This is a genomic window from Mesorhizobium sp. GW821-FHT04C10 (assembly GCF_059420305.1).
Window position 1 is genome coordinate 6,938,592 of record NZ_JBWKTL010000001.1, and the last position, 26,066, is coordinate 6,964,657.

The following is a 26,066-nucleotide window of genomic DNA, read 5'->3' on the forward strand; positions in this document are numbered from 1 at the left end:
GGGAAGACCCTTGGCGTGGCCTTCCCCGCTCGACTGGTTCGGACTATAGCGCAACCATGTCTCAGTTTATCTACAAGATAACCCCGCAAGCGCTTTGGCGCGAGGCCGAAGCCAATGGCCGCTTTACCGGGGCGCCGATCGATGTCGCCGACGGCTTCATCCATTTCTCGACGGCGGCGCAGGTCCGGGAAACGGCGTCAAAGCATTTTTCCGGCCAGACAGACCTTCTGCTCGTCGCCGTTGACGGCGCCAGCCTGGGACCCGCCCTGCAATATGAGGTCTCGCGCGGCGGCGCGCTGTTTCCGCATCTCTACGGCGTGCTGGAGCTCAAAGCCGTCAAGTGGGTGCGACCGCTGCCGCTTGGTGCCGACGGTACCCACCTCTTCCCGGCGCTGGAGGCCGAATGAGCGTGCTCGACCGGCTCGGCCAGAAGCTGCTGTTCACCTTCGATCCGGAAACCGCGCACGGCCTGTCCATCGCGGCGCTGCGCTGCGGACTGCCGGTCGGCGCGCGGACGGTGCACGATACCAGGTTGAAGGTCAGCCTTTGCGGCCTCGATTTCCCCAACCCGCTCGGCATGGCGGCCGGCTATGACAAGAACGCCGAGGTGCCGGACGCGCTGCTTGGCCTCGGCTTCGGCTTTGCCGAGGTCGGCACGGTCACGCCGCTGCCGCAGGCCGGCAACCCGAAGCCGCGCATCTTCCGGTTGACGGCGGATGAAGCGGTGATAAACCGGCTGGGCTTCAACAATGAGGGCCATGCGGCAGCCGAAAGACGCCTTGCCGCCCGCAAGGGGCATTCCGGCATTGTCGGCGTCAACATCGGCGCCAACAAAGACAGCACCGACCGCATCGGCGACTATGAGCGCGGCGTCGTCCGCTTCGCCCCCTATGCCGGTTATCTGACGGTCAACATCTCCTCACCCAACACGCCGGGCCTGCGCAACATGCAGGCGCGCGAGCAGCTCGGCGAGCTTTTGTCGCGGGTCATGGCCGCACGCGCCACGGCGTCCGCGCAGCCGCCGGTCTTCCTGAAGATCGCGCCGGATCTGGTCGAGGCCGAATTGGAAGACATCGCCGCCGAGGTCACCGAGAAGAAAATCGACGGCGTCATCGTCTCCAACACCACGATTTCGCGGCCGCCGCTGCGCAACACCGACGCCGCCGGCGAGACCGGCGGACTTTCGGGAAAACCGTTGTTCGAACGCTCGACCATCGTACTGGCCAGGATGCGCAAACTGCTGGGGTCGGATATCGCCATTATCGGCGTCGGCGGCGTCGATACCACGGATGCGGCGCTGGAAAAGATCCGCGCGGGCGCCGATCTCGTCCAGCTCTACACCAGCATGATCTACGCAGGGCCGGCACTGCCGGGCCGTATCGTCGCCGGCATGGCGCGCTTTTGCGAGACGGAGCGCCTGAAGTCCATCCGCGCGTTGCGCGACAGCCATCTTGATCGGTGGGCGTCAAAGCCGCTCAGCTGAACGCCGTCCGCAGCCGCAGCCGCAGAATCGCCAGCAGGCTGAAGCCCCGCGTCAGCAGGAAGACGTGAAGTGCCGCCCACAGGCCATGATTGCCGAAGGCAGGCGCGAGGGTCAGCAGCGCGACGGTAAAGACGAGAAATGACAGCAACATCATGTTGCGCATGTCGCGCGACCATGTCGCGCCAATGAAGACACCATCCATCTGGAACGCCAGCACGCCGCTCAGCGCGGTGAATGCCGCCCAGGGCAAATAGATGTCGGCCACCGAGCGGACCTCCTGTGATGTCGTGACGACAGCGACCAGATCGGCACCAGCCGAGAGCAGCACCAGCGTCGCGGCGCCAGCCAGCCCGAAACCCCAGAACAAGGTCAGCCGCACCGCCCGCCGGAAGGGCTGCTCGGCACGTGCGCCGACGGCACGGCCCGCGAGCTGTTCGGCGGCGGTGGCAAAACCGTCGAGGAAATAACCGGCGACGAGGAAGAAGTTCATCAAGACCGCGTTGGCGGCCAGCGTCACCGTGCCGAACTGCGCACCTTGACGCGTGAACAGCGCGAAGGCGGCGAGCAGCGAGAACGAGCGGATCATGATGTCGCGGTTGAGCGACAGCATGCGCAGGAAGGCGCTCATGTCGAGCAGGCGATGGCGCGGCAGGGACGGGGTCGAGCGGAAGCGGAGCACAACGATGGCGAGACCCAGCAGCATGGCCAGGAATTCGCCGGTGACGGTCGCCCAGGCGACGCCGGCAACGCCCCAGCCGAGCTTCAGGCCAAGCAGGAAGCAGAGCGCGATGTTGATGCCGTTGAGCACCAGCTGCAGCACAAGGCCGAGCCCACCCTCGCCACGCCCCAGCACATAACCGAGGATGGCATAGTTGATCAGCGAGAAGGGCGCGGCAAGCAGCCTGATCCTGATGTAGACGCCCATCGCCTCGCTGACGCGCGGTTCGGCGCCCATGAACCACTGGCCACCGACGGCGATAAGCGGTGAAAGCGCTGCCAGCACGATGCCGGCGACGACCGCGATCAGCACGGCGCGCCAGAACACCGCCTGTTCCTCCAGCGCGTCGCCGCGCCCGAAAGCCTGGGCGACGAGACCGGTGGTGCCGGAGCGCAGGAAATTGAAGGTGGTGAAGACGACACTGAACACCAGCGATCCCGCGGCCAGGCCACCGAGAAGGGCCGCGTCGCCGAACTGCCCGACAACCGCCGTGTCGACAAGGCCGAGCATTGGCGTGGTCAGATAGGCGAGCGTCATCGGTACCGCTATGGCGAGCACGGAACGGTTGGTGACGACAAAAGATCTGGCGTCGGCTGGGATTGCACCCTTGTCCAAGGGATTGCTGCCTTGCTTATTGATGCTTGATCGAGGAGCCGATGTGCCCCATTTTCCGGCCACCGCGCAATCATTCTTCCCGCGATGGCCAACCGAAATCCCGGTCTGGCGTGAGCCCGCCGGATTCCGTTCATGCCCCTGCAGATCGTCCACCATCCTGACTACGACGCCGGCTTCGCTGCCAACCATCGCTTCCCGATGAGCAAGTATCCGCTTCTGATGGAGGCCTTGCGCGCCCGCGGCCTGGCCGGGCCTGACGCGCTCAACACCGCTGACCCGGCACCGGCGTCATGGCTGAAGCTTGCCCATGCGGCCGACTATGTCGACCAGGTCATCGGCTGTTCGGTGCCGGAAAAAATCGAGCGTGAGATCGGTTTTCCGGTCGGCCCGCGCGTTTCGCTCCGCGCGCAGCTTGCCGCAGGCGGCACGGTGTTGGCTGCACGACTTGCCTTGCGCCACGGCATTGCCTGCAACACCGCCGGCGGCAGCCATCATGCGCGGCGCGCGCAAGGTGCCGGCTTCTGCACCTTCAACGACGTCGCCGTCGCTTCGCTGGTGTTGCTCACACAGGGTGCGGCACAAAACATCCTGGTCGTCGATCTCGATGTGCATCAGGGCGACGGCACCGCGGATATTCTGGGCAACGAGCCACGCGTGTTCACCTTTTCCATGCATGGCGAGCGCAACTACCCCGTGCGCAAGATCGCTTCCGATCTCGACATTGCACTGCCCGACGGCACGGGTGATGCCGCCTATCTCGAAAGGCTGGCCACGATCCTGCCGGAGCTCTCGGCCCAGCTGCGCTGGGACATCGTTTTCTACAATGCCGGTGTCGATGTCCATGCCGAGGACCGGCTCGGCAGGCTGGCGCTTTCCAATGACGGCCTGCGCGCCCGCGACAAGATGGTCATCGGCCACTTTCTCGCGCAAGGCATTCCGGTCTGCGGCGTCATCGGCGGCGGCTATTCCACGGACGTGCCGGCGCTTGCCGCACGGCATGCCCTGCTGTTCGAGGTCGCCTCGGCTTACGCCTAGCCCTCTGTTTTAATGCAATTCCGAACGGAAAACCGTTTCACACTTTTCCTGGAATTGCTCCAAGTCACTTCCGGTAGTTGGCGATCCTGAGCAGGATGAAGGCCGGCACGACGATCGCGGCACCGAGCAGGATGTAGCCAAGGAAGCGGTCGATGGCGTGGAAGCCCAGGTTCCAGAGGTCGATGAAGAATTTCTGGATGCCGTAGAACACATCCATCGGCGACCAGCCGAAGGCATTCATGACAAGGCCAACGAGGAACGACACCACCAGCAGCTTCAGGATCACCCTGAGCGGCGAGTCGCCGAGAAAGCGCGTCAGTGCGGACAAGGCCGTCTCCCGATTGAGATGCCCGGACTCAGGGGCACGGCACAGAGATACGTGCTTGGCGGCCATCCATCAAGCCAGCGCGGTCTGTGCGCCGAACCGGGTGCGTCAAGCCGGCATCCGTTGCTAGCTTCCGACGGCCGCGGAAAATCCGCACCGCTGCAGCATCTGGCCGAGCGGTGAACCAGGCCGTGGGGCTTGCGAAAGTCCGCAGTTCTTAAATATCGGTAAACAAGATCGTTTTAATTTATTGAAAATAAAGCACAAAATCGTCACTTTCGAATTTTGCGCAATGTGCGTGCAATTTTCACCTGCGAGACATCAGGCGTCTTTCAGGTGACTGGTTGCGCTGCGCTCTGACCCCCTACCACAGCTGGCGAACGCCAGTTTCAGGACCGTGCAACAGTCCCTGGAAGACACCAAATCGGAGCCCGACCGCCCCAGAGGTCACGCTCCCCGGGAGTTAACCTGCGTACCGATTTGCCGGATGCGCGTTTGTGTTGGAGTAATGCTCGTGTCCTCTCAAGCAAAGATCGTCCTGACGGCCGGTGTCCTTGGCATCTGCCTTCTCGGGCCGGCGATGGCCGCCGACCTTTCACCCACCTACAATGATCCCCCCGCCTTCCAGTGGAGCGGCGCCTATGTCGGCGTCCATGGCGGCACGGCATTCACGAAGATGCCCAATCCGTTCGCCGACCGAAATGGCTTCAGCGGCGGCGTTCAGGCCGGCTACAACCAGCAAATGGGTCCCGCGGTTCTCGGCGCCGAGATCGAAGGCTCGTATCTCGGCGGCGCCGAACACGACGTCCAGGGCGGCAAGATCAAGGAGAAATGGCGCGGCGCCGCCAAGGCCAAGGCAGGCGTGAGCTTCGACCAGACGCTGCTGTTTGGCACCGGCGGCGTTGCCCTGACCAAATTCGACAAGGGCGACAACGTCAGCAGCGCCGACGGATGGAAGGTCGGTTATCTCCTCGGCGCCGGCATCGAGCAGGGCTTTGCCGGCGGACTGTCCGCCAAGGTCGAGTACGACTATGTCCGCACCCCGGGCGTCGAGACGACATCGGCTCTTGGCACGTCCAAGACGACGATCGGCAGCCATGAACTGAAGGCCGGCATCAACTACCGGTTCTAGAGCGGGCGAATTGGATTGCGCGGTGGCCGCAGGGGCATCGCGCAATCCCTGTGTTTCGATGCGCGCCGGTACCCCGGATGGCCCGGCCTTTTTCGACAATGGATCCATTTCCGCGCCTCGTTGCAATGTCGATGCAATCTTCGCGATCTAGGTCCCGCGCGTAATTTTCATGATGGGAATCTGTTCCGATATGTCCACGCGTGGCGCCGGCCTCCCGATACGGGCTCCGAAGATAGTCTTCATCGCAATCGCGCTAGCGCTGGCGGGCTGCGCCTCCGACATCATGAAGAATTATGTCGGGCAGCCCATCGAATCGGTCATCCTGGATTACGGCCCGCCAACCGCTGTCGTCGATCTTGGCCAGGGCGAGCGAGCCTATCAGTGGCGCAAGGTGTCGACGTCGGCGGTTTCCGGGACATCGAGCGGCGAGGTTCGCCACACAAAACACGGAACCGTCTATGAAGAGACCGAGACGCCCGGCTATATCGAGCGTCAGGAATGCTTCTACACATTCTACGCCCGCGCTTCCGGCGGCCGCTGGTTCATCACCAATTTCCGCCAGCCCAAGCTGGAATGCGAATGAATTGCCGCGGCCGCAGATCCCGACCGGCCGCGGACAGAGGAGAATATTCATGCGCGTCCTGTTGATCGAGGACGAACCGGAAATGGCCTCCGTGCTGAAGGCCGCGCTCGAGCGTCTGGACATCATCGTCGACCATGCCGCGACATTGGCCGATGCCGAGGCGGTGGCGCGTCTGGGCTATCACGACGCCGTGGTGCTGGACCGCCGGCTGCCGGATGGCGACGGTCTCAGCCTTATACCGCGCCTGCGTGCCTTGCACCTGGATGTGCCTGTCATCGCGCTGACGGCGATGAGCGGGTTGGACGACCGGGTCGCCGGGCTCGATGCCGGCGCCGACGACTACATGGTCAAGCCCTTCGCCACGGTGGAACTGGTCGCGCGCCTTCACGCCCTGCACCGGCGCGCGTTCACCTCGCGGGCCAACCAGACGATGGTCGGCCGCCTCACCTATGATTTCCGTCACCGCGAGGCGCTGGTCGAGGACCAGGCGCTTGATCTGCCGCGGCGCGAAAGGCTGGTGCTCGAAACGCTGATCCGCCGGCCGGGCCGAACCATCATGCGCGGCGCGCTGGAGGAGGCCGTCTACGCGCTTGACGACGAGATCGGCTCCAATGCGCTCGATGCGCACATTTCGCGGCTGCGCCGCAAGCTCGACGATGTCGCCGCCGGCATCGAGATCAGGGCGATCCGCAACCTCGGCTATCTCTTGCGGGCGGCCTCGTGAAGAAGATCCGCACGCGCTCGCTGCAATGGATCCTGGTCCGGCGGCTGATCCTGCTGCAAGCGGCGACGCTGCTCATCTTCATCGTGCTTTGCGCGGCCGCGTTGTGGATCGCCAATCCGCGCCTGCTTATCGACAACGAGGCTGCCGTCGCGGCGGTCAAGGATGCGGTCGACCGGGACAAGGATGGCAGGCTGATCGTGCGTGAAACGGAGGAACTCACCGCGTTTCGCGAGGGCTTCCCCAATGTCTGGTACATCGTTCGCGATGGCAGTGGCGAGAGCGTGCGCTCCGGCAACGTACCTGACATCTACACCAAAAGCTTCGGCGACCTGCTTGGCGGGGCCGATCACGCCACGATCGGATTCTCCGACAAGGACATGCGGCCGGAAGCCTATATCGAAAACGCTTCGACCAGAGCCGGCACGGTGCAGATCATCGCCGCGACACAGTCGTCGCGCCAGCAGACCGACGGCCTCGAAATCAACATTTCGGCCACCGTCGAAGTCGCTCGCAATCCCGACGGCAGCAAGAACTGGGAGCGCGCCCTGCCGGCACTCGCGGTCGTGATCGCGATCCTGCTTCTGCCGATCATCCTCGTCATGGGCGCGACGACGCTGGTGACGACGCCAGCAGTGGTGCGCCGATCCTTCGTCGGCCTTGTCGAAACGGTCCGCCAGGCCGCGCGCATCGACATCGGCACCCGCGCCATGCAGCTGCCGGTCAAGAACGTGCCGCAGGAGATCGCGCCGCTGGTGCACGCCTTCAATGAGGCTTTGGCCCGGCTGGCGCAGGGTTATGATAGGCACAACCGCTTCCTCACCGACGCGGCGCATGAGTTGCGCACGCCGATCGCCATCCTGCGCACGCGCGCCGAACTCTTGAAGCAGGAGCCGCAAAGCACGCGACTGCTGCATGACATCGAGCGCCTGTCGCATATTGCGCAGCAGCTGCTCGACCATCAGCTGCTCGACCGCCCGACGGACCAGCGCCAGATCGTCGACCTGCGCGACCTGGTCAGCCGGGTCGCCGCCGACTTCGCCCCGCTCGCCATCGAGGCCGGCTATGACCTTGCCTTCGAGCCGCCACCCGGCAAGGCCGAGGTGGAGGTTAATGTCCTGCAGATCGAGCGCGCGCTCGCCAACCTGGTGCGCAACGCCATCGAGCATGGCAGCGGCACGATCACGATCGCCATCGACGCGACCGGAGGCATCGAGGTGCGCGACGAGGGTCCGGGCATTCCCGCGGAAGAGCGCGGGAATGTGTTCGAGCCCTTCTACCGCTTGCAGCCGCAGTCACGCGGGGCGGGGCTGGGACTGAATCTTGCCCGGCAGATCGCGCTGCTGCATGACGGCACGATCCGGATCCTGGCGGGTTCATGGCGCGGCGCCCGCATCCGCATGGAGTTGCCGGTGCGTTCGTGACGGTGCCGAGATGCATGACGGTCGGCCGGCCAATGGCAGTTCTTCCCTCTGATTTATCTGTTTTCTAACCAATTGCCGCTATTGCCATTGCAAGAGCGGGAGCCAGGCTTTGGTGGGAACGGGAAAAATCGGCGCGCACCGCGCGCTCATGCTGTCGGTTGTCGTGCCATGCTATAACGAGCGCGATGGCGTGGCCGAGCTTCACCGACGCGTCAGCGCCGCATGCCTTGAGCAGAACGCTTCCTACGAGATCGTGCTCGTCATCGACGGCGCGACCGACGGCACCCGCGAAGCCATTTTCGAACTGGCCGAAAGGGACGACCATGTCGTCGCCATCGACCTTGCCCGCAACTACGGCCATCAGATCGCGCTCAGCGCCGGGCTGGAATTCTGTCGCGGCGAGCGCATTCTCATTCTCGACGCCGACCTTCAGGATCCGCCCGAACTGCTCAGCGCGATGATGGCCAAGATGGATGAAGGCTTCGACGTCGTCTATGGCCAGAGGGTGAAGCGCGACGGCGAAAGCTGGTTCAAGCGGGCTTCGGCCTCGATGTTCTACCGATTGCTCGGCCGGATGGTCGATGTCGAGATCGCGTCGGACTCCGGAGACTTCCGGCTGATGAGCCGCCGTGCGCTCGATCATCTGAACGCGATGCCCGAACGCTACAGGTTCATTCGCGGCATGGTGAGTTGGATCGGCCTGAACCAGGTCGCCTTTCCATACGAGCGGCACCGGCGTTTTGCCGGCACCACTCACTACCCGCTGAAGAAGATGGTTCTTCTGGCGGTCGACGCGATGACCAGCTTTTCAATCCTGCCTTTGCGGTTTGCCTCGCTGCTGGGGATGATGTTCGGCTTGCTCGGCATGGTCGTGCTTGGCTATACGCTGTTCGAATGGTCCAGGGGCAACGTCGTGCCCGGCTGGACGAGCCTTGCAGCGATCATGCTGATCATGGGCAGCGTCCAGCTTCTGGTGCTTGGCATCTTCGGCGAATATCTCGGCCGCATGTACATGGAGACGAAGCGGCGGCCGCTGTACTTCGTCAATGAGATCGTTTCGCGCGACCAGCCCACCAGGGACAGCGACCTACCCATCCATCGCCTGCAGGAGATGGCGAAAGGGTCGCGCCTGGCTGAGGCGAAGGTCGACCGGATGCAACCGAAACGGCGTGGGCGGCATGCGGTCGGCTCTTCCATCTGATGTCTCGCGGATGCTGCGCTTTGGCGCTGTCGGGCTTCTCAACACGGCGCTCGGATATACGCTGATCCTGGCCGGGCTGGCGCTGGGCCTCGGCGATATCGTTTCCAATGCGGCAGGCTATGCCGTTGGCCTCACCCTTGGTTTCTTTCTCAATCGCCGCTGGACGTTCGGACGTGCAGGCGGCTTTCGCCCCGGCGCGGTTGCTCGATACGCGATAACCTTCGTCGTTGCCTACGGCGCCAATCTGGGCATCGTCATTGCCGCCATGTCAGCCGGCTTCACCGAGAACCCGTTCGTCCACCTGGCGGGAAACTGCCTCTACTCGGTCATCTTCTATCTCGGCTCGGCCCGGTTCGTCTTCGTCGGCGCGGATGATCCTGACGCCTTCGCCGCGACCAGCGCGAAATGGCCCGGAGCCGTGACATGAACCCAGGCCACAGCAGTCGTGACGGCGACCCCGTCACCCGGAGCCGTGACATGAACCCAGGCCACAGCAGTCGTGACGGCGACCCCGTCACCCGGAGCCGTGACATGAACCAGGCCACAGCAGTCGTGACGGCGACCCCGTCACCCGGAGCCGTGACATGAGCCAGGCCGCAGCAGTTGTGACGGCGACCCCGTCACCCGGAGCCGCAACATGAGCCAAGCCGCTGCTATTGCCACGGCAACGCCTTCGCTGGGCGACGCGCAACGCATCAGGCTGATATTCTGCCTTCTGTGCGCCTGCATCGTGGCTTGTGTGCTCAGCGCCCTTGCCAGCGCGATCCTGCAGGATCCCGACAATTGGTGGCAGGTGAAAGTCGGCCTGGACTTCCTGGAACACGGGACGTTTCCGCTTGTCGACCCCTATTCCTATACGTTCGGCGGCCAGCCCTGGATCGCCAAGGAATGGCTGGGACAGGTCTTTCTGGCGCTTGCCTACCGCGCAGGCGGCTGGAATGGCGTCGTCGCACTGATCATCGCCACCGTCGGCCTGACGGTCTTCCTGATGGGATGGTTCCTCAGCGCATGGCTGAAGCCGATACTGGCGATAGGGCTGACCTTCGTGATGGCTTTCCTGATCGCCCCGATCTATACGGCACGCCCCCACGTCTTCACCTTGCCGATCATCGTCGTCTGGACGGCAATGCTGTTTGGCGCCGCGCGGGAAGAAAGGGCTCCACCCCTGTGGCTGCTCATACTTGTCGTCTTGTGGGCCAACCTGCACGCCACGTTCACCCTGAGCTTCGTCATCGCCGCCTTTGCCGGGCTTGGTCTGCTGGCGCGCTCGGGCCTGTCGAAACCCGTTCTCCTGGCGAAATGGGTGGCTTTCGGCCTGCTCTGCCCAGTCGTGAGCCTGATACATCCCTATGGCGTGAAAGCCATCCTGGCGACATTCACCGTGGCCTATGGCAACGAGGCGGTGCCACTCATCCTGGAGTGGCGGCCGTTCAATGCCCAGGAGCAGATCTTCGAGGAAGCGGTGATGCTGTTGGGGCTTTTCGGGCTTCTGGTGTCGAGGCTGCGGATCGGCTGGGCCAAGGCGCTATTCGTCGTCTTCGCCTTGCATGTCTATCTCACCCATCTGCGATTTGTGTATCTGCCCTTCCTGCTGATTCCCTTGGTGATCGCCGTCGAGGTCGCACAGCAATACCCTTCGCTCTCAACCACGACCTGGCTGATGGAAAAGCGTGACGGGCTGGAAAAATTCTTCGCCACCCGGTTCTACGCGGTTTGCGGCACAATGGCCGTCTTGCTGGTCGCGGCGGCCGCAATCCTCGGCAATGCCTACCAGGTGGCACCGAGCCCTAAGACATCCGCCAGCGGTGCCCTCGCATTCGCCGGGGAACACCACCTGTCGGGCAACGTGCTGAATTCCTACAATTTCGGCGGCACACTGATTTTTCACGGCATCAAGACTTACATCGACGGTCGGACAGACCAGCTGTTCCTGGGCGGTTTCACGAAAACCGACGACGCAACAGGGCGCAGCGACGGAAAACCACTGCTCGAGGCCCAGTTGAAGAAATACGCCATTGGCTGGGCACTGCTTACAGCCGACGACACCCGCATCCCCTTCTTCGCGGAGTTGGGCTGGAAGCGGGCCTATGCGGACGATTATGCCGTGATCTACCTACCCGGCACCTGATCTACAGCGTCCCGAGGGGCCGGCGCAGCCGGCACCCAAACCCCGGCATTCGGCTTGACATGGATATTGCAGTGCAGCAAACTTATGCTGCAAGGCACAGTCCGTGAAAATCACGAGCCACGATTTTTTGTACGACGGGGACATCGCAGCATGAGGAGCATGTCAGGTTCCGAGGCACGAGCCACGGCGTACGGATCGGCCGAATGAACTACAGGCGCGATATCGATGGCCTGCGGGCCGTTGCGGTGCTGCCCGTCGTGCTCTTCCATTTCGGCGTGTCCGCCATTCCCGGCGGCTTCACCGGCGTCGACATCTTCTTCGTGATATCGGGCTATCTGATCAGCGGCAGCCTGCTCGACGATCTCGAGCGCGGCCAGTTCTCGATTGGCCGCTTCTACTGGCGCCGCGCACGGCGCATCCTGCCGGCACTGACCTTCGTCATCCTGCTCGCGAGCATCGCCGCCTGGTTCATCCTTCTGCCGTCCGACCTTCACGAATACAGTCTCAGTGTGATCGCGGCCTCGACCTTCTGGTCGAACATTTATTTCTGGAAGACGACCAACTATTTCTCCATCGACGCGGAACTGCGGCCCCTGCTGCACACATGGTCGCTTTCGGTCGAGGAGCAGTATTATATCTTCGCGCCGATCCTTGTGTATCTGATCTACCGATACGCCTCGAAGCGCTGGCTGACGATATTGCTGCCGATTACCATCGGCAGTTTTGCCCTGGCGGTGATGGCAACCACGCTGGCGCCGACCGCCGGCTTCTACCTCCTGCCGACGCGCGTCTGGGAACTGGCGCTGGGCGCCATGCTGATGCTTAGAAAGCCCCCGGCACTTGCCAGCCGTCCGCTGACGGAACTGATCGGCCTCGCCGGTTTTGGCCTGCTTGCATTCGGCTTTCTGACGATTTCGGAGAGCGACCCGTTTCCGGGCTACAATGCCCTGTTTCCCTGCATCGGGACGGCGCTGCTGATCTATGCGGGCCAGATCCACCCGGACAGACCTGTCCCTGTCGCCACCCGCGTGCTTCAGCTCACTCCACTGGTCTGGGTCGGCCTCATCTCCTATTCGCTCTACCTCGTTCACTGGCCGATCAATTCGTTCGTCCACTATCTCTCGCTGAAAGCCATCGGCGTGCCGACGATCATCGCAATGATCGTGGCGAGCGTCGCCCTGGCGACGTTCTCCTGGAAATATGTCGAGCAGCCGTTCCGCCGGAAAAGCACCTTCACGGCGCCGCTGCCCATCTTCGCCTTTTCGGCGACGGCGATCGTCCTTTTGTGCGTCGGCGGTTTGGCCGGTGCGCTCGGCAAGGGGTTTCCGCAACGGTTCCCGGACTTCTCGACGGAGCGAGTGCTGGTGGGTGACTGGCGCAATGGCGTCTGTTTCAACGAGGGCGCGAGCCGGATCGAGAACTGGAACCTCGCCGACTGCACCCGAACGCATGGCTTTCCAACCAATGTGCTGCTGTGGGGCGATTCCTTCGCCGCTCACTACGTATCGGGGCTGGAGGCGAACGCGCAGAAAATCCAGGCCAATGTCATCCAGTACACCTATGCCGGCTGCCCGCCCAACCTGAGCTACTTCTCCTATGCCCGGCCGGCCTGCACGCGCTTCAACGAACGGGCGCTGTCGATCATCCGCGATGCCAACATCCAGGCCGTGATCCTGAGTGGCCGGTGGACCGACTACCAGGCCAGAGGCTTCGACGGCCTGCAGAAGACGATCGACCGGCTCAACGGGATGGGCGTCAAGGTCTATGTCATCGGACAGTCTCCGGAATTCATCGCCGATGTGCAGAAAATCGCTTTCTTCGCACGGCGAGAGCACGTGGCGAACACATCCTGGCCGATGGCCATGGATCCGGACATCAACAAACAGGTGCTGCCTTTCGTCAAAGGGGCAACTTTCATCGATCCGCTGGCCTATCTGTGCGACGCGGCCGGCTGTTCCTACGCAGACGCCGGCACCAGGCAATTTCTCTACTTCGACTACGGTCATTTCTCTTCGGCGGGCGCGATACTCGCCATCTCGAAATACTGGCCGAGCTTTGCCGCCAGCAACAAGGTCGCGAAGGCAAAATAAAAACGCAGGCCCGCGCCGGGGGAACCGCTGAAGAGTGCGTTTCGAGAGCCGCTTTGCGATTGCCCGAAGGCCGAACCTCATGGTAACGAGGGCACGCGCGGGTATGATGTAATGGTAGCCTGTCAGCTTCCCAAGCTGAACGCGCGGGTTCGATTCCCGCTACCCGCTCCAAGCTTTCGGCACACCATCCAGACAACAGACGGATAAGGCGGCACTTTTCAAAGCCGCCGCCCAAACAAAGGACGACACCTGTGAGCGAACCAACCGTGGCCGAGGCGACCGAAAATATCTATGCTTCGCTACGGGCGGACAATGCCGACATCGACGCACATATCGCGACGCTCAAGGCAGCGCTGACACGAGAGGGCACAAAAGAGGCTGTGTTCGATCCGACTAAGTTGGCGCAGGGCAACCGCTCGGGCCGCAAATTGATGCAGGCTTATTTTCGGCAGCGCGGCGTGAGCGTGAGGTTTTCAGACCAGTAGGCCGCTCGGGCGATCTCAAGCTCTCCGCTGGGAGTGCTCGGACCGCCCGGCGTTTGCCAATTGGAGTCGGCCGCCTGGCGGAAATAACGGTCTACCGCCAGCCTGGCCGCCGCCATCATTATCTCCGCAACGATCAATCGCGGTGTTCGGGCATGGCCTTCAGCTGGTCCTTCGTCCATGACGTAACGGCATGGACATCTCCATCCTCGTCGCGCATGAAGTCGAGTTCATTCAATGCGACCGCAACGGGCTTTGCCCCGATGCCAAGAAATCCACCGACATCGATGACAATCTGCGTGCCATGGACATGGTCAACAGAGCCAATCTTTTCGTCGGCCGGGCCATAAATGGTAGCACCCTCAAGAATGTCGGGGGTCAGTTCCGAGTCAGCAAGGCGGGTATGATTCGAGTGGTCCATGATCTGCTTCTCCGCTTGGGTTGAAATGATCTAACCAGCGAAAAGGGGAACGGTTCCAGCGGTCCCAGGCGGACTATCGCTTGTGTCTGCGCCGAAAAGCCTTGGCACCCTTGCTGAGCGCCTTGGCGGCCTCGCCAGCGTCCTGCCAACCCTTCAGCTTGATGGTCTTGCCCGTGCCCAGCACCGAGGACAAGAAGAACTGTTCGATCTCCTTGCGCAAGTCTTGCGGCACATGGTCAGCGGCCACGGGCCGGTCGGGAGCGTCCTCCTTGCGTGGGCAGAAGATATAGCGGTCGTTTCGGATTACGTTCCCGGCGGGGTCCTTCTGCTTTACCCGCAGCGCACCGAGCAAGTCGCATTGAATGACTATACCAGGTGCCGTTGCCGCCTGATGGATCACCATGCCGTCAAGCGGATCGCCGTCATCGCCGAGGGTGGATGGCACGAACCCCCAATCATAGGGGTATGTGTTGCCCACCGGCAGCGGTCGTGAATATTGGAAGACACCTGTTTTCGGCTCGTAAGCGAGCTTTGCCGCTGCTCCCCTGGGTGTTTCAATAACGACACGAAACAAGTCCCGGGATCTCGTCGGAAGTTTCAGGAAGTTTGTCATAGCTCATGCATCCAAGACCACTATCGCATTAGCACGCGCGAAGAGGCAAAAGGTTCCCCGTTTTGCGGGTCCGCCAGTGGAACCTGCCTTGGACGCAGTTGTTCAACAGTGTAGCGGAAAGGGAGAGTTTGATGGCTAAGGTTTCGCCGCATGCGCTGAACGGTGTCGGCTACGTGATTTCGACGATGAGTGTCATATTGCTGGCAGTGGTCAGCTGGAAAAGTGCCTCGCAAGATCCTATGCTGGCCATATGCCTGTTCGCCGGCGCCGCGGCATCGGTAATAGGCATGTGCTGCCGCTGGACTTCCTATGCGATTGAAAAGCGCCAGCAAGGTATGCAGCGGATGCCTTGAATCTTCGGGTGACCGTCACTCGATCTCAATGGCTCCGCGCACTCCCTTTCGGGCCTTCGCCACGACGACAGCCTTCGGTTCTAAAGTCGCCAGGGACATGCGTTGCTCACGCAAACGCGCCGTCTTTGCTTCCCGGGCTTGCCGCTCGGCATCAATCACCAGCTTGCTGGCGCGGTCCGCTCTCTCAATCCTCTCGCGATCAATCCTTCGTTTCAAGAAAGCCTCCTCTGGTCTGACGGCCAAAAAAGCGCGGACTTGAGAAATTGTTCCCGAAAAATAAAATCGCCTTTCGGTGTCATTTGTTATTGCGGCGCTGCAGTTCGAGATGCGGCCTGCACGCCTTGGATACGAGGACCGAAAATGGCTGTTTTGCACGCGCGCGGTGTCGAGCTGGTCTGTGAGCTGTTGAGCGCTGCCGATCACCTGGAGAAGATAAAACCGGAGGACGTCAGGGAGTTGTTGCGCGAAAGCGCCACGGTCCTCGGCGACCTGCTGAAACGCGACAAGCCAGCGCCTCCGCCGAAATAAAAGCCGCGGACCGGAGCCGGCGGGCTTTTTCATGACAGGCGCTTCCAGAGTGTGCCTGTCCGGCACGATCGGTGCGGGATTGGCCAAGCTTAAGCCTGACCGATGCGCATCTGCTTCTTGAGCAGAAACCGGGCAAGGTTGTTGATATTTCGCGGCGCCACCTTCTTGGGAAGATGGGCAAGCAGACCCTTGGACTTGGCGTCGCTCTGGAACCGCTCGGCCCACTCTTCGGTGCGGCTGTCCCGCTGCAACCGCAAATTCGTCCTGAACTCGCAGTTCGGCACTTCAATCGACAACTGCCGGGCCACCGACGCGACATAGGGACGAGGGTCGTCCAACAGATCTTCATAAAACAAATGGTCGTAAGGCAGGTCGGCCATGCGCAGATAAGCCTCCCAGAAAGCATAGCTCTGCCCGATCATGAAATAGGCCTGGCAGATTCCGGCGAAGTCGTATTGCGGAACCCGATCCGCGCCGCCCATCGTGCTTCTCCAACGACCGGACGCCTTCGCCCGGCAATAGGAGATCGCTTGGCGAAGGCGGTCCCGCCGCTCCAGAAAGACCACACCCATGGCATGGCGCCGTACGCATTCGGCAAGGAAGTCGGCTTCATATTTCGCTTGCGACCAGTGAAGGTGGCGTGGAAACAGCTTGACGGCGAACCTGCCATTTTCGGTCCCGCCACGGTCGATGACGGCGGACAGGAGTTCGTCGAAGGATTTCGGCCTGAGGCCCAACGTGTCCGTATCGAGCCATTCGGCCGACCGTCCCAGTGTTCCCGTACTGTTTGCCAGACTGCCGAGCCATTCGGAGCCACTGCGGGCTTCTGTCAGTATCGCCACGCCCCTCATGCGTGCGGATTACCTCTGGCCTGTGGACCTGTGATCACAATTGCAGAATAAGATTCTTTTCGATGGCCGTCTGGCATGGTCACAATCCCCAATAAACAGCGCCCCAACGGGTAACGGCTGATATGGTTCCGCCGATTCTCAGATTAAGCTAAAATACGTGTTGGATTAAGCTAAAATACGTGCCTGGGTCCGTAACAGTTGGTTGATCGGTGCCTAGGGCACCGATTTGCAAAACGCATACATTGGCCCTGTACATTTTGTACATCGTGACGACACCGGCCACGCTGTCGGTGGCCGGCTTACGTCAGCGAGAGTCCGATTGCTACCAGAGCCATACCCGCTCGCGCCAGCAGCGGACGTGGCGACGACCATGACGCCAGTAACTGCGGCACACCCGTCTCCAGCCGCGACGCCTTCCGCCATGCCGGCGACGATAGCGGTAATGCCCGCGACGATGGGAGACCTGTTCCAGTCCGACCCCGTCATCGCCTTCGAAGACAGCCGGATCCGGCTTGTCCAGTTCATCGAGAATTCCGTTGCCTTGGGGAATACCGGCGACCGCCCGGCCGGTCCCGGCCACGCTCGCAAGCGCCACGGCCCCCGCGACGCCCAGCATTCCAGTGAGAAACAACCGACGTTCCATCAAAAACCTCCAGAGTTGTTGACTATCGGCACCTCGTTCCCTCGCCCAAAACGGGGCTCCAGCGACATGTCGATCGGATTGAACGCGCGACTGCACTTCTTGTTCCATCAGCCCACTTCGCGCAGGATGAAATCGTGCAGCATCTTGGCGGCCGGCGACAGCGCGCGACGCCGGCGCCCTCAGAATGTCACGCCGAGATCGACCTTGGCACCCTGGTCAACGCCGCCGCCGAACTGGCCAGTATAGGACAGGCCGAGCTTGGCGTTGGGGGCGAGCAGCAGGTCGAGACCGGCCTCGATGAGCGCGCTGTCCCTGCCGATCGGCACGCCAGCGATGGTGAAGCGATCGCCGCCAGCGAAAGTGACGGTCGACAGCGGCTTGATATCGCCGAAGGCATGACGCCAGCCGAGCATGCCGCGCGCGGTGGCGTTGACGCCGCCAAGCGCGAATTCGGTGGAACCGCGCAAGCCGAGCGTGGTGAAGGTGGCATCAGTGGTCGAACCGGCGCTGGCCAGCGCTGCTGGGCCGCCTTGTTCGGCAAACCCGTTTGTGTGCACGCTGACATAAGCAAGATTGGCGAAAGGCTCGAACTTGAATTGTCCGGCATCGGCCTTGTAGGCGAACTCCCCGAAGATTTGCGCGGTGCCAGCATCATAGTCGGCGGAGAGCGCGTCAGCAAAACCGTCGAAGGCTACCGAGCGCCTGGTCGATATGCTGCTCCAACTGTAGGCGGCGCCGGTGCGGAAAGCGATGGCGCGCCAATTGGTACCGCCATAGAGACCGAGATGATAGTTGTCGCTCTTACCGGTCGAATTGCGATCGTCGGCACCGAAGCTCGAATGGCTGTAGCCGCCGAGCAGACCGACACGCCAGCCGCCGACCGACGTATCGGCGCCGGCCAGCAGGCCGCCAGTCGAGCGATCAAGGGCGGCGGCGTTGCCATCGGAATCCGTGCGGCCCCAAGACCCAAAAGCCTGACCCCAGACGGCGAAACGATCGGTGTCGGCGGCGACCATTTCGGGACCTCCCTCGCCATAGGCCATGATCGGCAGGGCGGCCATGCTGCCGTCGCCGAAGGCAGCAGAGATGCGGCTAGTAGCGGCATCACGGACGAAATGGCCATCTCCCAGCAGCATACCCTTGGCCGAGGCATGAATCTCGCCCGACAATTGGTCGAGGGCATCTCCAGCGGCAGCCGTGGCGGGTAGCCGCAGGATGGCATCGTAGAGCGGATTGCCGCTGCCCAGGCTCTCGGCGCCGCCGCCGGCGGCCATCTGGTTGGGGGCCTGGCCAACCGAAGCAAAGCTGATGTTATTGCGGTGCAGCCTTAGATAGACGTTATCCGCGTCGTAGCTGAGCGAAGGATCGAGGAAGGCGAAATTGCTGGTCACATTGGCGAAGGTACCGCTGACGCCGCCGGTCGCCGACAGGATCGTGTAGTCGGTCTGAGGTTCGTAGCTGCCTGCGCCAGCCAGCACGCTGACCGTCCCGCCGTTGATCGTGGCCGGCCCGGTCACGTCGAGATGGGAGGCTTGTCCGGCCGCATTCGCGGCGACCTGATAGGTCGAGCCGGTGTTGAAGGTGACGGCGCCCACCACCGTCATCGTGCCGATGCCCCCGCCAGAGCCAGATGCGCCCGTGCCGGCGAAGAGGCGGCCGGAGACCGTGACAGTGCCGGTGATCGCGCCGGTGCCGCCCAGGGCAGCACCCGATGCGACCGAGACCTGGGCACTACCCAATGTCCCGTTGATGAGAAGCGTTCCACCGGTGACGTTGGTGTTTCCGGTATAGGTATTGCTGCCGCTCAGGGTGAGCGTGCCCGTGCCTGATTTTGTCAGCCCGACGACCGTGGGTACAAGAATCGCCGGGAGGGTGCTGCTGCCTGGACTGACAAGCTGGATGCCATTCCTAATGGCGCCGCTAAAGGTGGTGTCAGTGGCCTGATCCACAGTGAGCAGGCTGGGAGCCCCCATCGTGACCGTGCTGGTGATATCGCCTGCACCCGACAGCGAACCGACCGTCTGCGACGTGATGCCGAGATCGAGGGTGGCGCCGCTTGCGACGAAAAGCGATCCGGTTGGGGCGCCGAGCGTGCCGCCATCTCCAAGGAACAGCCTCCCCGCCTCGATGTTGGTGCCGCCTTCGTATGTGTTGGCCCCGATCACGTAGAGTTCGCCCGCGCCCTGTTTGGTCAGCGCCCCGACGCCCCCCAACGGGGAGGTGATCTCCACCTGATAGCCGTTGGTATCGATAAATGCGCCGCCGGCCTTGATCGTTACATCGCCGGCAGCGAAGTGGCCGAGCAGATCGGCGTCGGCAGCCGTGGCTCGTAAAATGCCTCCATCGAAATTGACTGTCGCGCCATCGAGGCCTTTCCCGATGCCCCTGGTTTCCAATACCCCGCGTGCCCCGGCCGTGCCGTTCAGATTCAGCGTGCCACGGGCGGAGCTTGTGCGCACCATATCGAGCGTGCCGACGCTGACCCTGCCACCATCCGCAATGGTGAGTGTGCCTGCGCCCCGATAGCCGAGGTACAGATAATCCGTCGTCCACACGGACCCACTGCCGGAGACGAGAACCGTTCCATCACTGCCCGCCGCGTCACCCACATAACTGGTTTCGTTCGCAACCTCACCGCCATTTGCGATCGCCAACGTGCCGCCATTGACGGTGTTGAAGGCAAACGTGCTGTTCCCTGTCAGGGTGAGCGTGCCCACGCCATTCTTGAGTAGCCAAACGGTGCCAGTGCCGGTGGCCGTCATGTATCCGTCGGTGATCGCACCGCCATAGCTTGTGTTGCCGGCCTGATCGACTGTGAGCGAGCTTTGCATGCCGCCTGAAACGGAACTGGTAATGCTGCCGGCACCGGACAGCGCGCCGACGATCTGGTTGGTGCCGGCAATATCGAGCGCGCCGCCGGTGGCGATGGCAAGCGCGCCCGTCGTCGCGCCGAGCGTGCCGGCACCGTCGAGCTTCAGCGTACCGGCCGAGATGGTCGTGCCGCCGGTGTAGGTATTTGCTCCCGAGAGAATGAGCGTGCCGAGGTCGGTCTTGTCGATGCCGCCGCTGCCGGTGAGCGCGGACAAAATGGTCGCGGACATGCCCGCGCCGCCTGCGGTGCCGTCGCCGACGCGGATCGGAACGCTGGATCCGGTGAGATTGAGCGCATCGCCTGATATTTGATAGCCATCGACGAAGAACTGCATCCCGCCGCCCAAATCCAGCGCGCCACCGCCGGCACTGACCGTGACCACGCCCGGTGTGCCCTGGAAGATCATCATGGCCGACGGATCGTAGACGCCGCTCGCGCTGCCGCCCGCGTTCGTCCAGTTGGTTCCGGCGGCGCTCCAGGTGCCTGTGCCGCCGTTGACCATATTGTTGGCCGTGGTCTGCGCGCCGTTCCAGAAACTGTAGGAGCCGGGCGCTACCGCCCCGACCAGCAGGTTGACCTGGTTAGCCACTGAAGTCTGCAGGGCCAGATCGCCGCCAGCATAACCGTTTGGCGTCGCGCCAACGGCCATCCCGTTGTCGGTCAGCGCCCCGCCATAGTCGAACAGGCGATACAGACCGTCGCCGAAACCGCCGGCGTCACTCACATCGAGCGTGCCGGCGAGCGTCAGGTTGCCGGCGACGTTGAACAGGCGCGTGTTGCCCGGTGCACCGAGCGAGACATCCAAGACCGAGCCGGCGTCCAGCGCCAGCGACCCCATCGACAGGGTCTGACCGGCGCGGCCCAGCAGGATGCCGCCGGATGCCACGGAAACATCGCCGGCGATCGATCCCGCGCCGCCGAGGCTGCCTCCCGATGCAATCGCAACCGTGGAAGTTCCCAACACAATGGGTCCCCACATGACATTGCCCAAGGATCCATCGACGAGCAGCGTGCCGCCCGTCACATTGGTGGTGCCGGTGTAGGTGTTGTTGCCGCTCAGGGTGAGCGTGCCGGTGCCGGACTTGGTCAGTCCGGTCATGGTGGTTACGCCATTGATTTCGTCGAAGTAGTCCGCGATGGCCCCACTGAAAGTGGTGTCGGTGGCTTGATTGACGGTGAGCAGGCCGGGGTTGAAGTCCGAACGGGTGACGGTACCTGCACCAGACAGCGAGCCGACCGTCAAAGCCGTGGTATCAAAAAGCAGCGTGGCACCGCTGGCGATGTCGAGCTTTCCCGTAGGCGCACCGAGCGTGCCGTTGCCCCTGAGTTCCAGGGTACCCGCTTCGATCCGCGTCCCGCCGCTATAGGTGTTGGAACCCGAAAGTGTCAGCGTGCTCAACCCCCGCTTGACCAGCGCGAGCGTGCCGCCACCAGCCCCGTCGTCGATCACGCCACCGAAAGAAGAATCTCCAAGGGCCGAACCATCGATCGTCAGCGCGGCATCCGCCGCGCCGCCGTTTACGATCTGCCCGCTGGGGATGTAATTCGTGATCCGACCGACGGTCGTGCTGAAGCCGTTGAGGTTGAGGAGACCTCCCGCGGTCACTGCCTGACTGCCGAATTCCAGGTCGGTATTCACGGTCGTCGCGTTGGCGGCCCATATGTTGACGATGCCGTCTCCCCCGAGCCTCAACCGACCGCCATTGATGGCGCCGGTGGCCAGTGCGTTCACGGTGCCATTGAGGACCAGCGTGCCACCGGTAATGGCGTTGGCGACGTTCGCATTCACGACGGCGTCGAAGGTCGGCAATTGCACGAGGCCGCCGCTGACGGCGCCGGCCGCGTTCGCATTGAGGACGGCGCCATTGCGGAAGGTCGCGGCTACAGTGCCGCTGAATGTGTTGGCTGCGTCTGCATCCACTTGGCAACCATTGGTAAGGCCGCCGTTGAAATCCGGGGACCCGCTGGTGTACGGCCCGCCTCCCGGGTCACAAGGCTGTTGAGCTTGGACCGTCGAAGGCGCGCAGGCGATGGCGAGGAGCGCGAGGGTCGAGGTCGTGACCGACAGCCTGCGGAGCGAAATGGTCCTCGAACGATTGCCGCGCCCTGCCGCCATTGCCGTGCTCCCTCACGGCAGCCGCCCGCGCGCCGGCGCTAGGGGAGCGCGGGCATGCACCCTCCCCCGCGCCGCCACTGGCGGCACCGCGATTTCATTGATTTGGTCCCGATCCCGAACGGGAGTCGTTGATGATCTTTTCCGCCGGGGCGGCGGACACATCAATCCCGCGTTCGAGGGGGTACCGGCAAAATATCATGGCAAATTAGGCATTTCGCGCTGAACACCTTGACGCAGCGATCAGGCCTTTCGTGCCGCGGCATGGGTCGGAATGGCCAAGGTCAGTTGCGTGCCGCGTCCAGGCGCGCTTTCGATTGCTATTCGTCCGCCCATCTGGTCAGCCCGACGACGTATGTTCGCAAGGCCCCGTCCTTCGCCGGCAGCGCCTGAGGCTCTCTCAGGCTCGAAACCTGTGCCATCGTCCGACAGTATGACGAGAATGGCGCCATCGTCGCCGGGGTTCATCGCGAGTTCGATCCTTGTGGCGGAAGCATGGCGCAAGCTGTTGGCGATACCCTCCTGCAACAACCGATAGAGGCTGAGCAGCCGCCGCGCGTCGAGGCTCGGCGCCGGAATCGGGAGCGTGCAGCGATAGTCCAGCGTGATGCCGGATCGGGCAAGACGGCCTGCCATGCGCTCCTGGAACATCGCCAGTGCCTCGTCGATCGGTTCGTTGCCCGCGTCGATCGCACTGGCCATGTTGCGCAGGTCATCGACCGAAGACTGCAATCCCTGCTCGATTTCCCGTGAGGTCAGTCGATTCTCGCGGACATCGAGGAGAAGGTGCGTCAGCACACCACCAACCCCATCGTGCATGTCGCGCAGCAGACGCTGACGCTCGGCGTCGATCGCGATCAACCGTTCCTGATGGCGCAACAATCGCGAGGAGCGCAGCAGGCTCGCATCCTGCTCCAGCACCTGACGTTCCAGGTCGCTACGCGCCTCCTCGGCCTCCTGATTGAGCCTGTGCCCCTGCAGCGCGATCTCGAACAGGATGCCGAACATCGTCAATGGCGGTGCGAGGACCGACGCCTGCAACGCGAAACCGGTGGGCGGCGGCAGGAGAAACAGGTCGAAACCAATCGAGGCAAGAGCGACAAGCAATATCGCCAGAACCCGGATCGCCGGCCCCGGCGCTGTCCGTCCCATCCGCAGCAAGGCCAAAACGCCATATCCCGACAGCAGGGTCAGCGCCACCGCATCGAGCCAGGGCACGATCGCCGCAAAGCCGACGCCTGCGATCATGGTCCCAAGCAATATGACGAAGGCGACGCCAAAGCAGCCGCAGGCTGCCCACGCCTCGCGCGAGCGCCAGTCGGCAAAGGCGTTCACGGCAAGCGCTGCTAACGTCAACATCAGATATTCCACGCCGTAGCGCAGTAACGGAAACCAGACATAGGGCAGGCTCTCCGACCCGAAGGTGGTGAGCCAGGCGTCGATGCCCACCGATATGAGCAGCAGGCCAGTGATGCACTGGAGCCGCGAAAACCCGTTGACCGGCAACAGGACGAGCAGCGCTGCGCCCATCATCAGTTCCGTCAAAACGACCAGCCATACCATGTCGAAACGCTGGAACTTCTCCCGACCGGCCGCCTCATCCATACGGTCGAAAGGTCCTGCATAGGCTGTCGCGGCCTCCGGACAAGGATTTCCCCGGCAGGTGAGCGACCACTCATTGCCCGCCGACGTCTCCGCGCGCGACAACAGGCTCGCCTGCGCCGGCTGCAGGACCACGGGCTGCCAGCCCGGGATACGCAGCATGGCCGGCCCTGAAAGCCCGGCAGCATAGGCGCCCACCTCGGCCGGCTCGGACGCCAGCAGCGCCCGCGCCGCTGGCAACCGATATTCCTCTAGTGTGCCCACGGGCTGCAAACCGGCGATGATGAGCGCATAAGCACACCAGAACAGCAGTTGCGCGCCGAGAATGATAGCCAGCGCGCGGCGCCATCCCGTCAGCCGGGGCATGATGGTCACAGGCGTAGCAACCCGCTGCGAAAGGCGCGTACCATGGCCTCGCCCCGATTGCTCACCCTGAGCTTCCTGTAGATCGATTTCACATGATCGCCGATCGTGTACGGCGATATTTCCAGTTCGGCCGCCGCCTGCCGGTTGCTGTACCCGCGCGCCAGAAGCTGGAGCAGTTCGATTTCGCGCGGTGACAACGGCGGATCGGCATCATCCGATTTCGAATCTTCCCGTTGCCGGCGCAGATGACGCAGCACATAAGCGGCGATGCTGGGCGACAATGGCGCACCACCGGTCAACGCATCGGCGGCCTGCTGGCCGATGTCGAGACTGTCGATATCTTTCAGCAGATAGCCGTCCGCTCCCGCCAGCACGGCCGCCAGCACCGTATCCTGATCGCCCAGCACCGAGAGGACGAGTATTTTCGGCTCAAGACCGCCTCGTGCACGGATTTCCTCGATCAATTCGATCCCGCTTCCATCGGGAAGGCCAAGATCGAGAATAAACAGGTCCACCTTCTCCTCGAGCAGAGCACGCGCACCGGCCAGCGTGCCCGCGATGCCCGCCAACGACAAGCCGTCATGCGCCGCCACGCCGCGTCCGACATGAGCGGCGACGAGCGGATCATCCTCGACAACGACGACGTTCGCTTTCACGTCCCCCTACCCGCCTGTCCTGCAATGGATCTGCCGGGCCATTGTAAACCGATCAATACACCAGATGGCAACCTCTTCACCCGCCGACAATCATGTGGCCACGCATCAACCGACCTCCCGCAGGATGAAATCGTGCAGCATCTTGGCGGCCGGCGACAGCACGCGATTCCTGACCGTGATCAGGCTGTAGGGCCTGACCTCGATGTCGAATTCGGTCTGGACGACGTCGATGGCGCCGGCGAGCCCGTCGGGATTCTGGATGAATTTCGCCACCTGCACCGAAACCGGTGCGATGGCGTCGGATTGCGCGACCATGACCAGCGTGAGCAGCAGCGAACTGGTGTTGAGGATCCGGTCCGGCAGGGCGATGTTGCGGTTCAGGAAATTGCTCTCCATCGCCTGGCGCAAGGGCGAACCACCCGACTGGAAAACCCAGTCATAGGCGGCGGTGTCCTCCAACCGCACCACGCCGCCGCTGGTGAGCGGGTGGCCACGGCGCACGATCAGGCAGGCTTTCTCGACGCCTATGACACGCGATTCGAACAGCCGCGGATTGAGGTCGTCGGGAATGCGCGCAATGATGAAATCATGGCGCGTAGCGATCAGTTCGCGCGCCAGCACATTGGAGGTTTCGACCTGCATGGTGATCTCGATGCGTGGGTAGATGCGGCGGATTTCACGGATCGCCGGCACCGCCAGCTCAATTGCCGGCGCCGTCACGGCACCGAGAAACACCGATCCGCCCTTGCCCGCCTTGAGCTCGGAGATCTCGCGATCGACCTCGCGCATTTCCAGCAGGATCGAGCGCGCGCGCCTGGCCAGCGCCTTGCCGTAGGGTGTCAGCGTGATGCCGCGCGGCAGCCTTTCGCACAGCTTGACCTCGAGCACCGCCTCCATCTCGGCGATCATGCGCGAGGCCGCCGGCTGCGAGATGTTCATGACCTGCGCCGCCGCGCTCACCCGGCCGTGATCGTCGAGGGCGACGATCATGCGCATATGACGCAGGCTGAGACCGCTGCGCAGCAGGGTTTCGCCGTCGCCCGGTACGTCGCTGTAAACGCTTGAAACCGCAACCGGATTCGGTAACGTCGCCATGGTTTTCCCTTACCTC

At 62.9% G+C, this 26,066-nt stretch carries 24 protein-coding genes and 1 tRNA gene; 14 read left to right on the forward strand and 11 right to left on the reverse strand.

Annotated features, from left to right (window positions below):
• Positions 1 to 56 precede the first annotated feature (56 nt).
• Together AC07UC_RS33135 and AC07UC_RS33140 are read left to right on the forward strand one after the other, a co-directional pair.
• Positions 57 to 407 (forward strand): DUF952 domain-containing protein, encoded by a 351-nt coding sequence (locus AC07UC_RS33135; protein ID WP_494908821.1) that lies wholly within the window; start codon positions 57 to 59, stop codon positions 405 to 407.
• Positions 404 to 1,483 carry a quinone-dependent dihydroorotate dehydrogenase gene (locus AC07UC_RS33140; protein WP_494908822.1) on the forward strand — a complete coding sequence of 360 codons (1,080 nt, stop codon included), beginning with the start codon at positions 404 to 406 and terminating at the stop codon, positions 1,481 to 1,483. The genes AC07UC_RS33135 and AC07UC_RS33140 overlap by 4 nt, the downstream gene beginning before the upstream one ends.
• Here AC07UC_RS33140 and AC07UC_RS33145 read toward each other — a convergent pair.
• A complete protein-coding gene (locus AC07UC_RS33145; RefSeq protein ID WP_202324607.1) occupies positions 1,476 to 2,816 on the reverse strand; it encodes an MATE family efflux transporter in 1,341 nt (446 codons plus the stop codon). The genes AC07UC_RS33140 and AC07UC_RS33145 overlap by 8 nt on opposite strands.
• A 132-nt stretch (positions 2,817 to 2,948) precedes the next feature.
• Here AC07UC_RS33145 and AC07UC_RS33150 point away from each other — a divergent pair, with 132 nt between their 5' ends.
• Positions 2,949 to 3,851: a histone deacetylase family protein gene (locus AC07UC_RS33150; RefSeq protein WP_140775355.1), complete on the forward strand. Its 903-nt coding sequence runs from the start codon at positions 2,949 to 2,951 to the stop codon at positions 3,849 to 3,851.
• Between the two features lie 64 nt (positions 3,852 to 3,915).
• Here AC07UC_RS33150 and AC07UC_RS33155 read toward each other — a convergent pair whose 3' ends face one another.
• Entirely contained in the window at positions 3,916 to 4,179 is a 264-nt protein-coding gene (locus tag AC07UC_RS33155) for a DUF6460 domain-containing protein (RefSeq protein ID WP_027047739.1), read from the reverse strand.
• A gap of 511 nt (positions 4,180 to 4,690) precedes the next feature.
• Here AC07UC_RS33155 and AC07UC_RS33160 point away from each other — a divergent pair.
• The 10 genes from AC07UC_RS33160 to AC07UC_RS33205 all read left to right on the forward strand — a co-directional run bounded on the left by AC07UC_RS33160 (position 4,691) and on the right by AC07UC_RS33205 (position 13,940).
• Positions 4,691 to 5,308 (forward strand): outer membrane protein, encoded by a 618-nt coding sequence (locus AC07UC_RS33160; protein WP_140775356.1) that lies wholly within the window; start codon positions 4,691 to 4,693, stop codon positions 5,306 to 5,308.
• 190 nt (positions 5,309 to 5,498) lie between these two features.
• The gene (locus AC07UC_RS33165; protein WP_140775357.1) at positions 5,499 to 5,891 is read left to right on the forward strand and encodes a hypothetical protein; all 393 of its coding nucleotides are present in this window, start codon (positions 5,499 to 5,501) and stop codon (positions 5,889 to 5,891) included.
• Positions 5,892 to 5,940: 49 nt separating this feature from the next.
• Complete coding sequence (locus AC07UC_RS33170) at positions 5,941 to 6,615, forward strand: response regulator transcription factor (protein ID WP_494908823.1); 675 nt, start codon at positions 5,941 to 5,943, stop codon at positions 6,613 to 6,615.
• Positions 6,612 to 8,036: a sensor histidine kinase gene (locus AC07UC_RS33175; RefSeq protein WP_494908824.1), complete on the forward strand. Its 1,425-nt coding sequence runs from the start codon at positions 6,612 to 6,614 to the stop codon at positions 8,034 to 8,036. Before AC07UC_RS33170 ends, AC07UC_RS33175 begins: the two co-directional genes overlap by 4 nt.
• A 112-nt stretch (positions 8,037 to 8,148) precedes the next feature.
• The gene (locus AC07UC_RS33180) at positions 8,149 to 9,237 is read left to right on the forward strand and encodes a glycosyltransferase family 2 protein (RefSeq protein ID WP_494908825.1); all 1,089 of its coding nucleotides are present in this window, start codon (positions 8,149 to 8,151) and stop codon (positions 9,235 to 9,237) included.
• 10 nt (positions 9,238 to 9,247) lie between these two features.
• On the forward strand, positions 9,248 to 9,664 hold the full coding sequence (locus AC07UC_RS33185; RefSeq protein WP_494908826.1) for a GtrA family protein: 417 nt from the start codon (positions 9,248 to 9,250) through the stop codon (positions 9,662 to 9,664).
• Between the two features lie 210 nt (positions 9,665 to 9,874).
• Complete coding sequence (locus AC07UC_RS33190) at positions 9,875 to 11,365, forward strand: hypothetical protein (protein ID WP_494908827.1); 1,491 nt, start codon at positions 9,875 to 9,877, stop codon at positions 11,363 to 11,365.
• A 203-nt stretch (positions 11,366 to 11,568) separates the two neighbouring features.
• A complete protein-coding gene (locus AC07UC_RS33195) occupies positions 11,569 to 13,455 on the forward strand; it encodes an acyltransferase family protein (protein ID WP_494908828.1) in 1,887 nt (628 codons plus the stop codon).
• Between the two features lie 97 nt (positions 13,456 to 13,552).
• Positions 13,553 to 13,626: transfer RNA gene (locus tag AC07UC_RS33200), tRNA-Gly, on the forward strand.
• Positions 13,627 to 13,706: 80 nt separating this feature from the next.
• Positions 13,707 to 13,940, forward strand: a complete 234-nt coding sequence (locus AC07UC_RS33205; RefSeq protein ID WP_494908829.1) for a hypothetical protein — start codon at positions 13,707 to 13,709, stop codon at positions 13,938 to 13,940.
• A gap of 133 nt (positions 13,941 to 14,073) precedes the next feature.
• Here AC07UC_RS33205 and AC07UC_RS33210 read toward each other — a convergent pair whose 3' ends face one another.
• The gene (locus AC07UC_RS33210; RefSeq protein ID WP_140775424.1) at positions 14,074 to 14,358 is read right to left on the reverse strand and encodes a PRC-barrel domain containing protein; all 285 of its coding nucleotides are present in this window, start codon (positions 14,356 to 14,358) and stop codon (positions 14,074 to 14,076) included.
• 73 nt (positions 14,359 to 14,431) lie between these two features.
• Positions 14,432 to 14,971 (reverse strand): inorganic diphosphatase, encoded by a 540-nt coding sequence (locus AC07UC_RS33215; protein ID WP_494908830.1) that lies wholly within the window; start codon positions 14,969 to 14,971, stop codon positions 14,432 to 14,434.
• 131 nt (positions 14,972 to 15,102) lie between these two features.
• Here AC07UC_RS33215 and AC07UC_RS33220 point away from each other — a divergent pair, with 131 nt between their 5' ends.
• A complete protein-coding gene (locus AC07UC_RS33220; protein WP_494908831.1) occupies positions 15,103 to 15,324 on the forward strand; it encodes a hypothetical protein in 222 nt (73 codons plus the stop codon).
• A 15-nt stretch (positions 15,325 to 15,339) separates the two neighbouring features.
• On the opposite strand, the gene AC07UC_RS33225 is transcribed toward AC07UC_RS33220, so the two are convergent.
• The 7 genes from AC07UC_RS33225 to AC07UC_RS33255 all read right to left on the reverse strand — a co-directional run bounded on the left by AC07UC_RS33225 (position 15,340) and on the right by AC07UC_RS33255 (position 26,050).
• Positions 15,340 to 15,885 carry a hypothetical protein gene (locus tag AC07UC_RS33225; protein WP_494908832.1) on the reverse strand — a complete coding sequence of 182 codons (546 nt, stop codon included), beginning with the start codon at positions 15,883 to 15,885 and terminating at the stop codon, positions 15,340 to 15,342.
• A gap of 56 nt (positions 15,886 to 15,941) precedes the next feature.
• On the reverse strand, positions 15,942 to 16,424 hold the full coding sequence (locus AC07UC_RS33230) for a Stf0 family sulfotransferase (RefSeq protein WP_494908833.1): 483 nt from the start codon (positions 16,422 to 16,424) through the stop codon (positions 15,942 to 15,944).
• A gap of 601 nt (positions 16,425 to 17,025) precedes the next feature.
• The gene (locus AC07UC_RS33235; protein WP_140775427.1) at positions 17,026 to 17,346 is read right to left on the reverse strand and encodes a protamine-2 (modular protein); all 321 of its coding nucleotides are present in this window, start codon (positions 17,344 to 17,346) and stop codon (positions 17,026 to 17,028) included.
• 179 nt (positions 17,347 to 17,525) lie between these two features.
• Positions 17,526 to 22,139 (reverse strand): autotransporter domain-containing protein, encoded by a 4,614-nt coding sequence (locus AC07UC_RS33240; RefSeq protein ID WP_494908834.1) that lies wholly within the window; start codon positions 22,137 to 22,139, stop codon positions 17,526 to 17,528.
• Positions 22,140 to 22,574: 435 nt separating this feature from the next.
• Positions 22,575 to 24,299, reverse strand: coding sequence for a sensor histidine kinase (locus tag AC07UC_RS33245; RefSeq protein ID WP_494909030.1), 1,725 nt, complete (start codon positions 24,297 to 24,299; stop codon positions 22,575 to 22,577).
• A 5-nt stretch (positions 24,300 to 24,304) separates the two neighbouring features.
• Positions 24,305 to 24,955 carry a response regulator gene (locus AC07UC_RS33250; protein ID WP_140775430.1) on the reverse strand — a complete coding sequence of 217 codons (651 nt, stop codon included), beginning with the start codon at positions 24,953 to 24,955 and terminating at the stop codon, positions 24,305 to 24,307.
• 105 nt (positions 24,956 to 25,060) lie between these two features.
• On the reverse strand, positions 25,061 to 26,050 hold the full coding sequence (locus AC07UC_RS33255; protein WP_494908835.1) for a LysR family transcriptional regulator: 990 nt from the start codon (positions 26,048 to 26,050) through the stop codon (positions 25,061 to 25,063).
• Positions 26,051 to 26,066 lie beyond the last annotated feature (16 nt).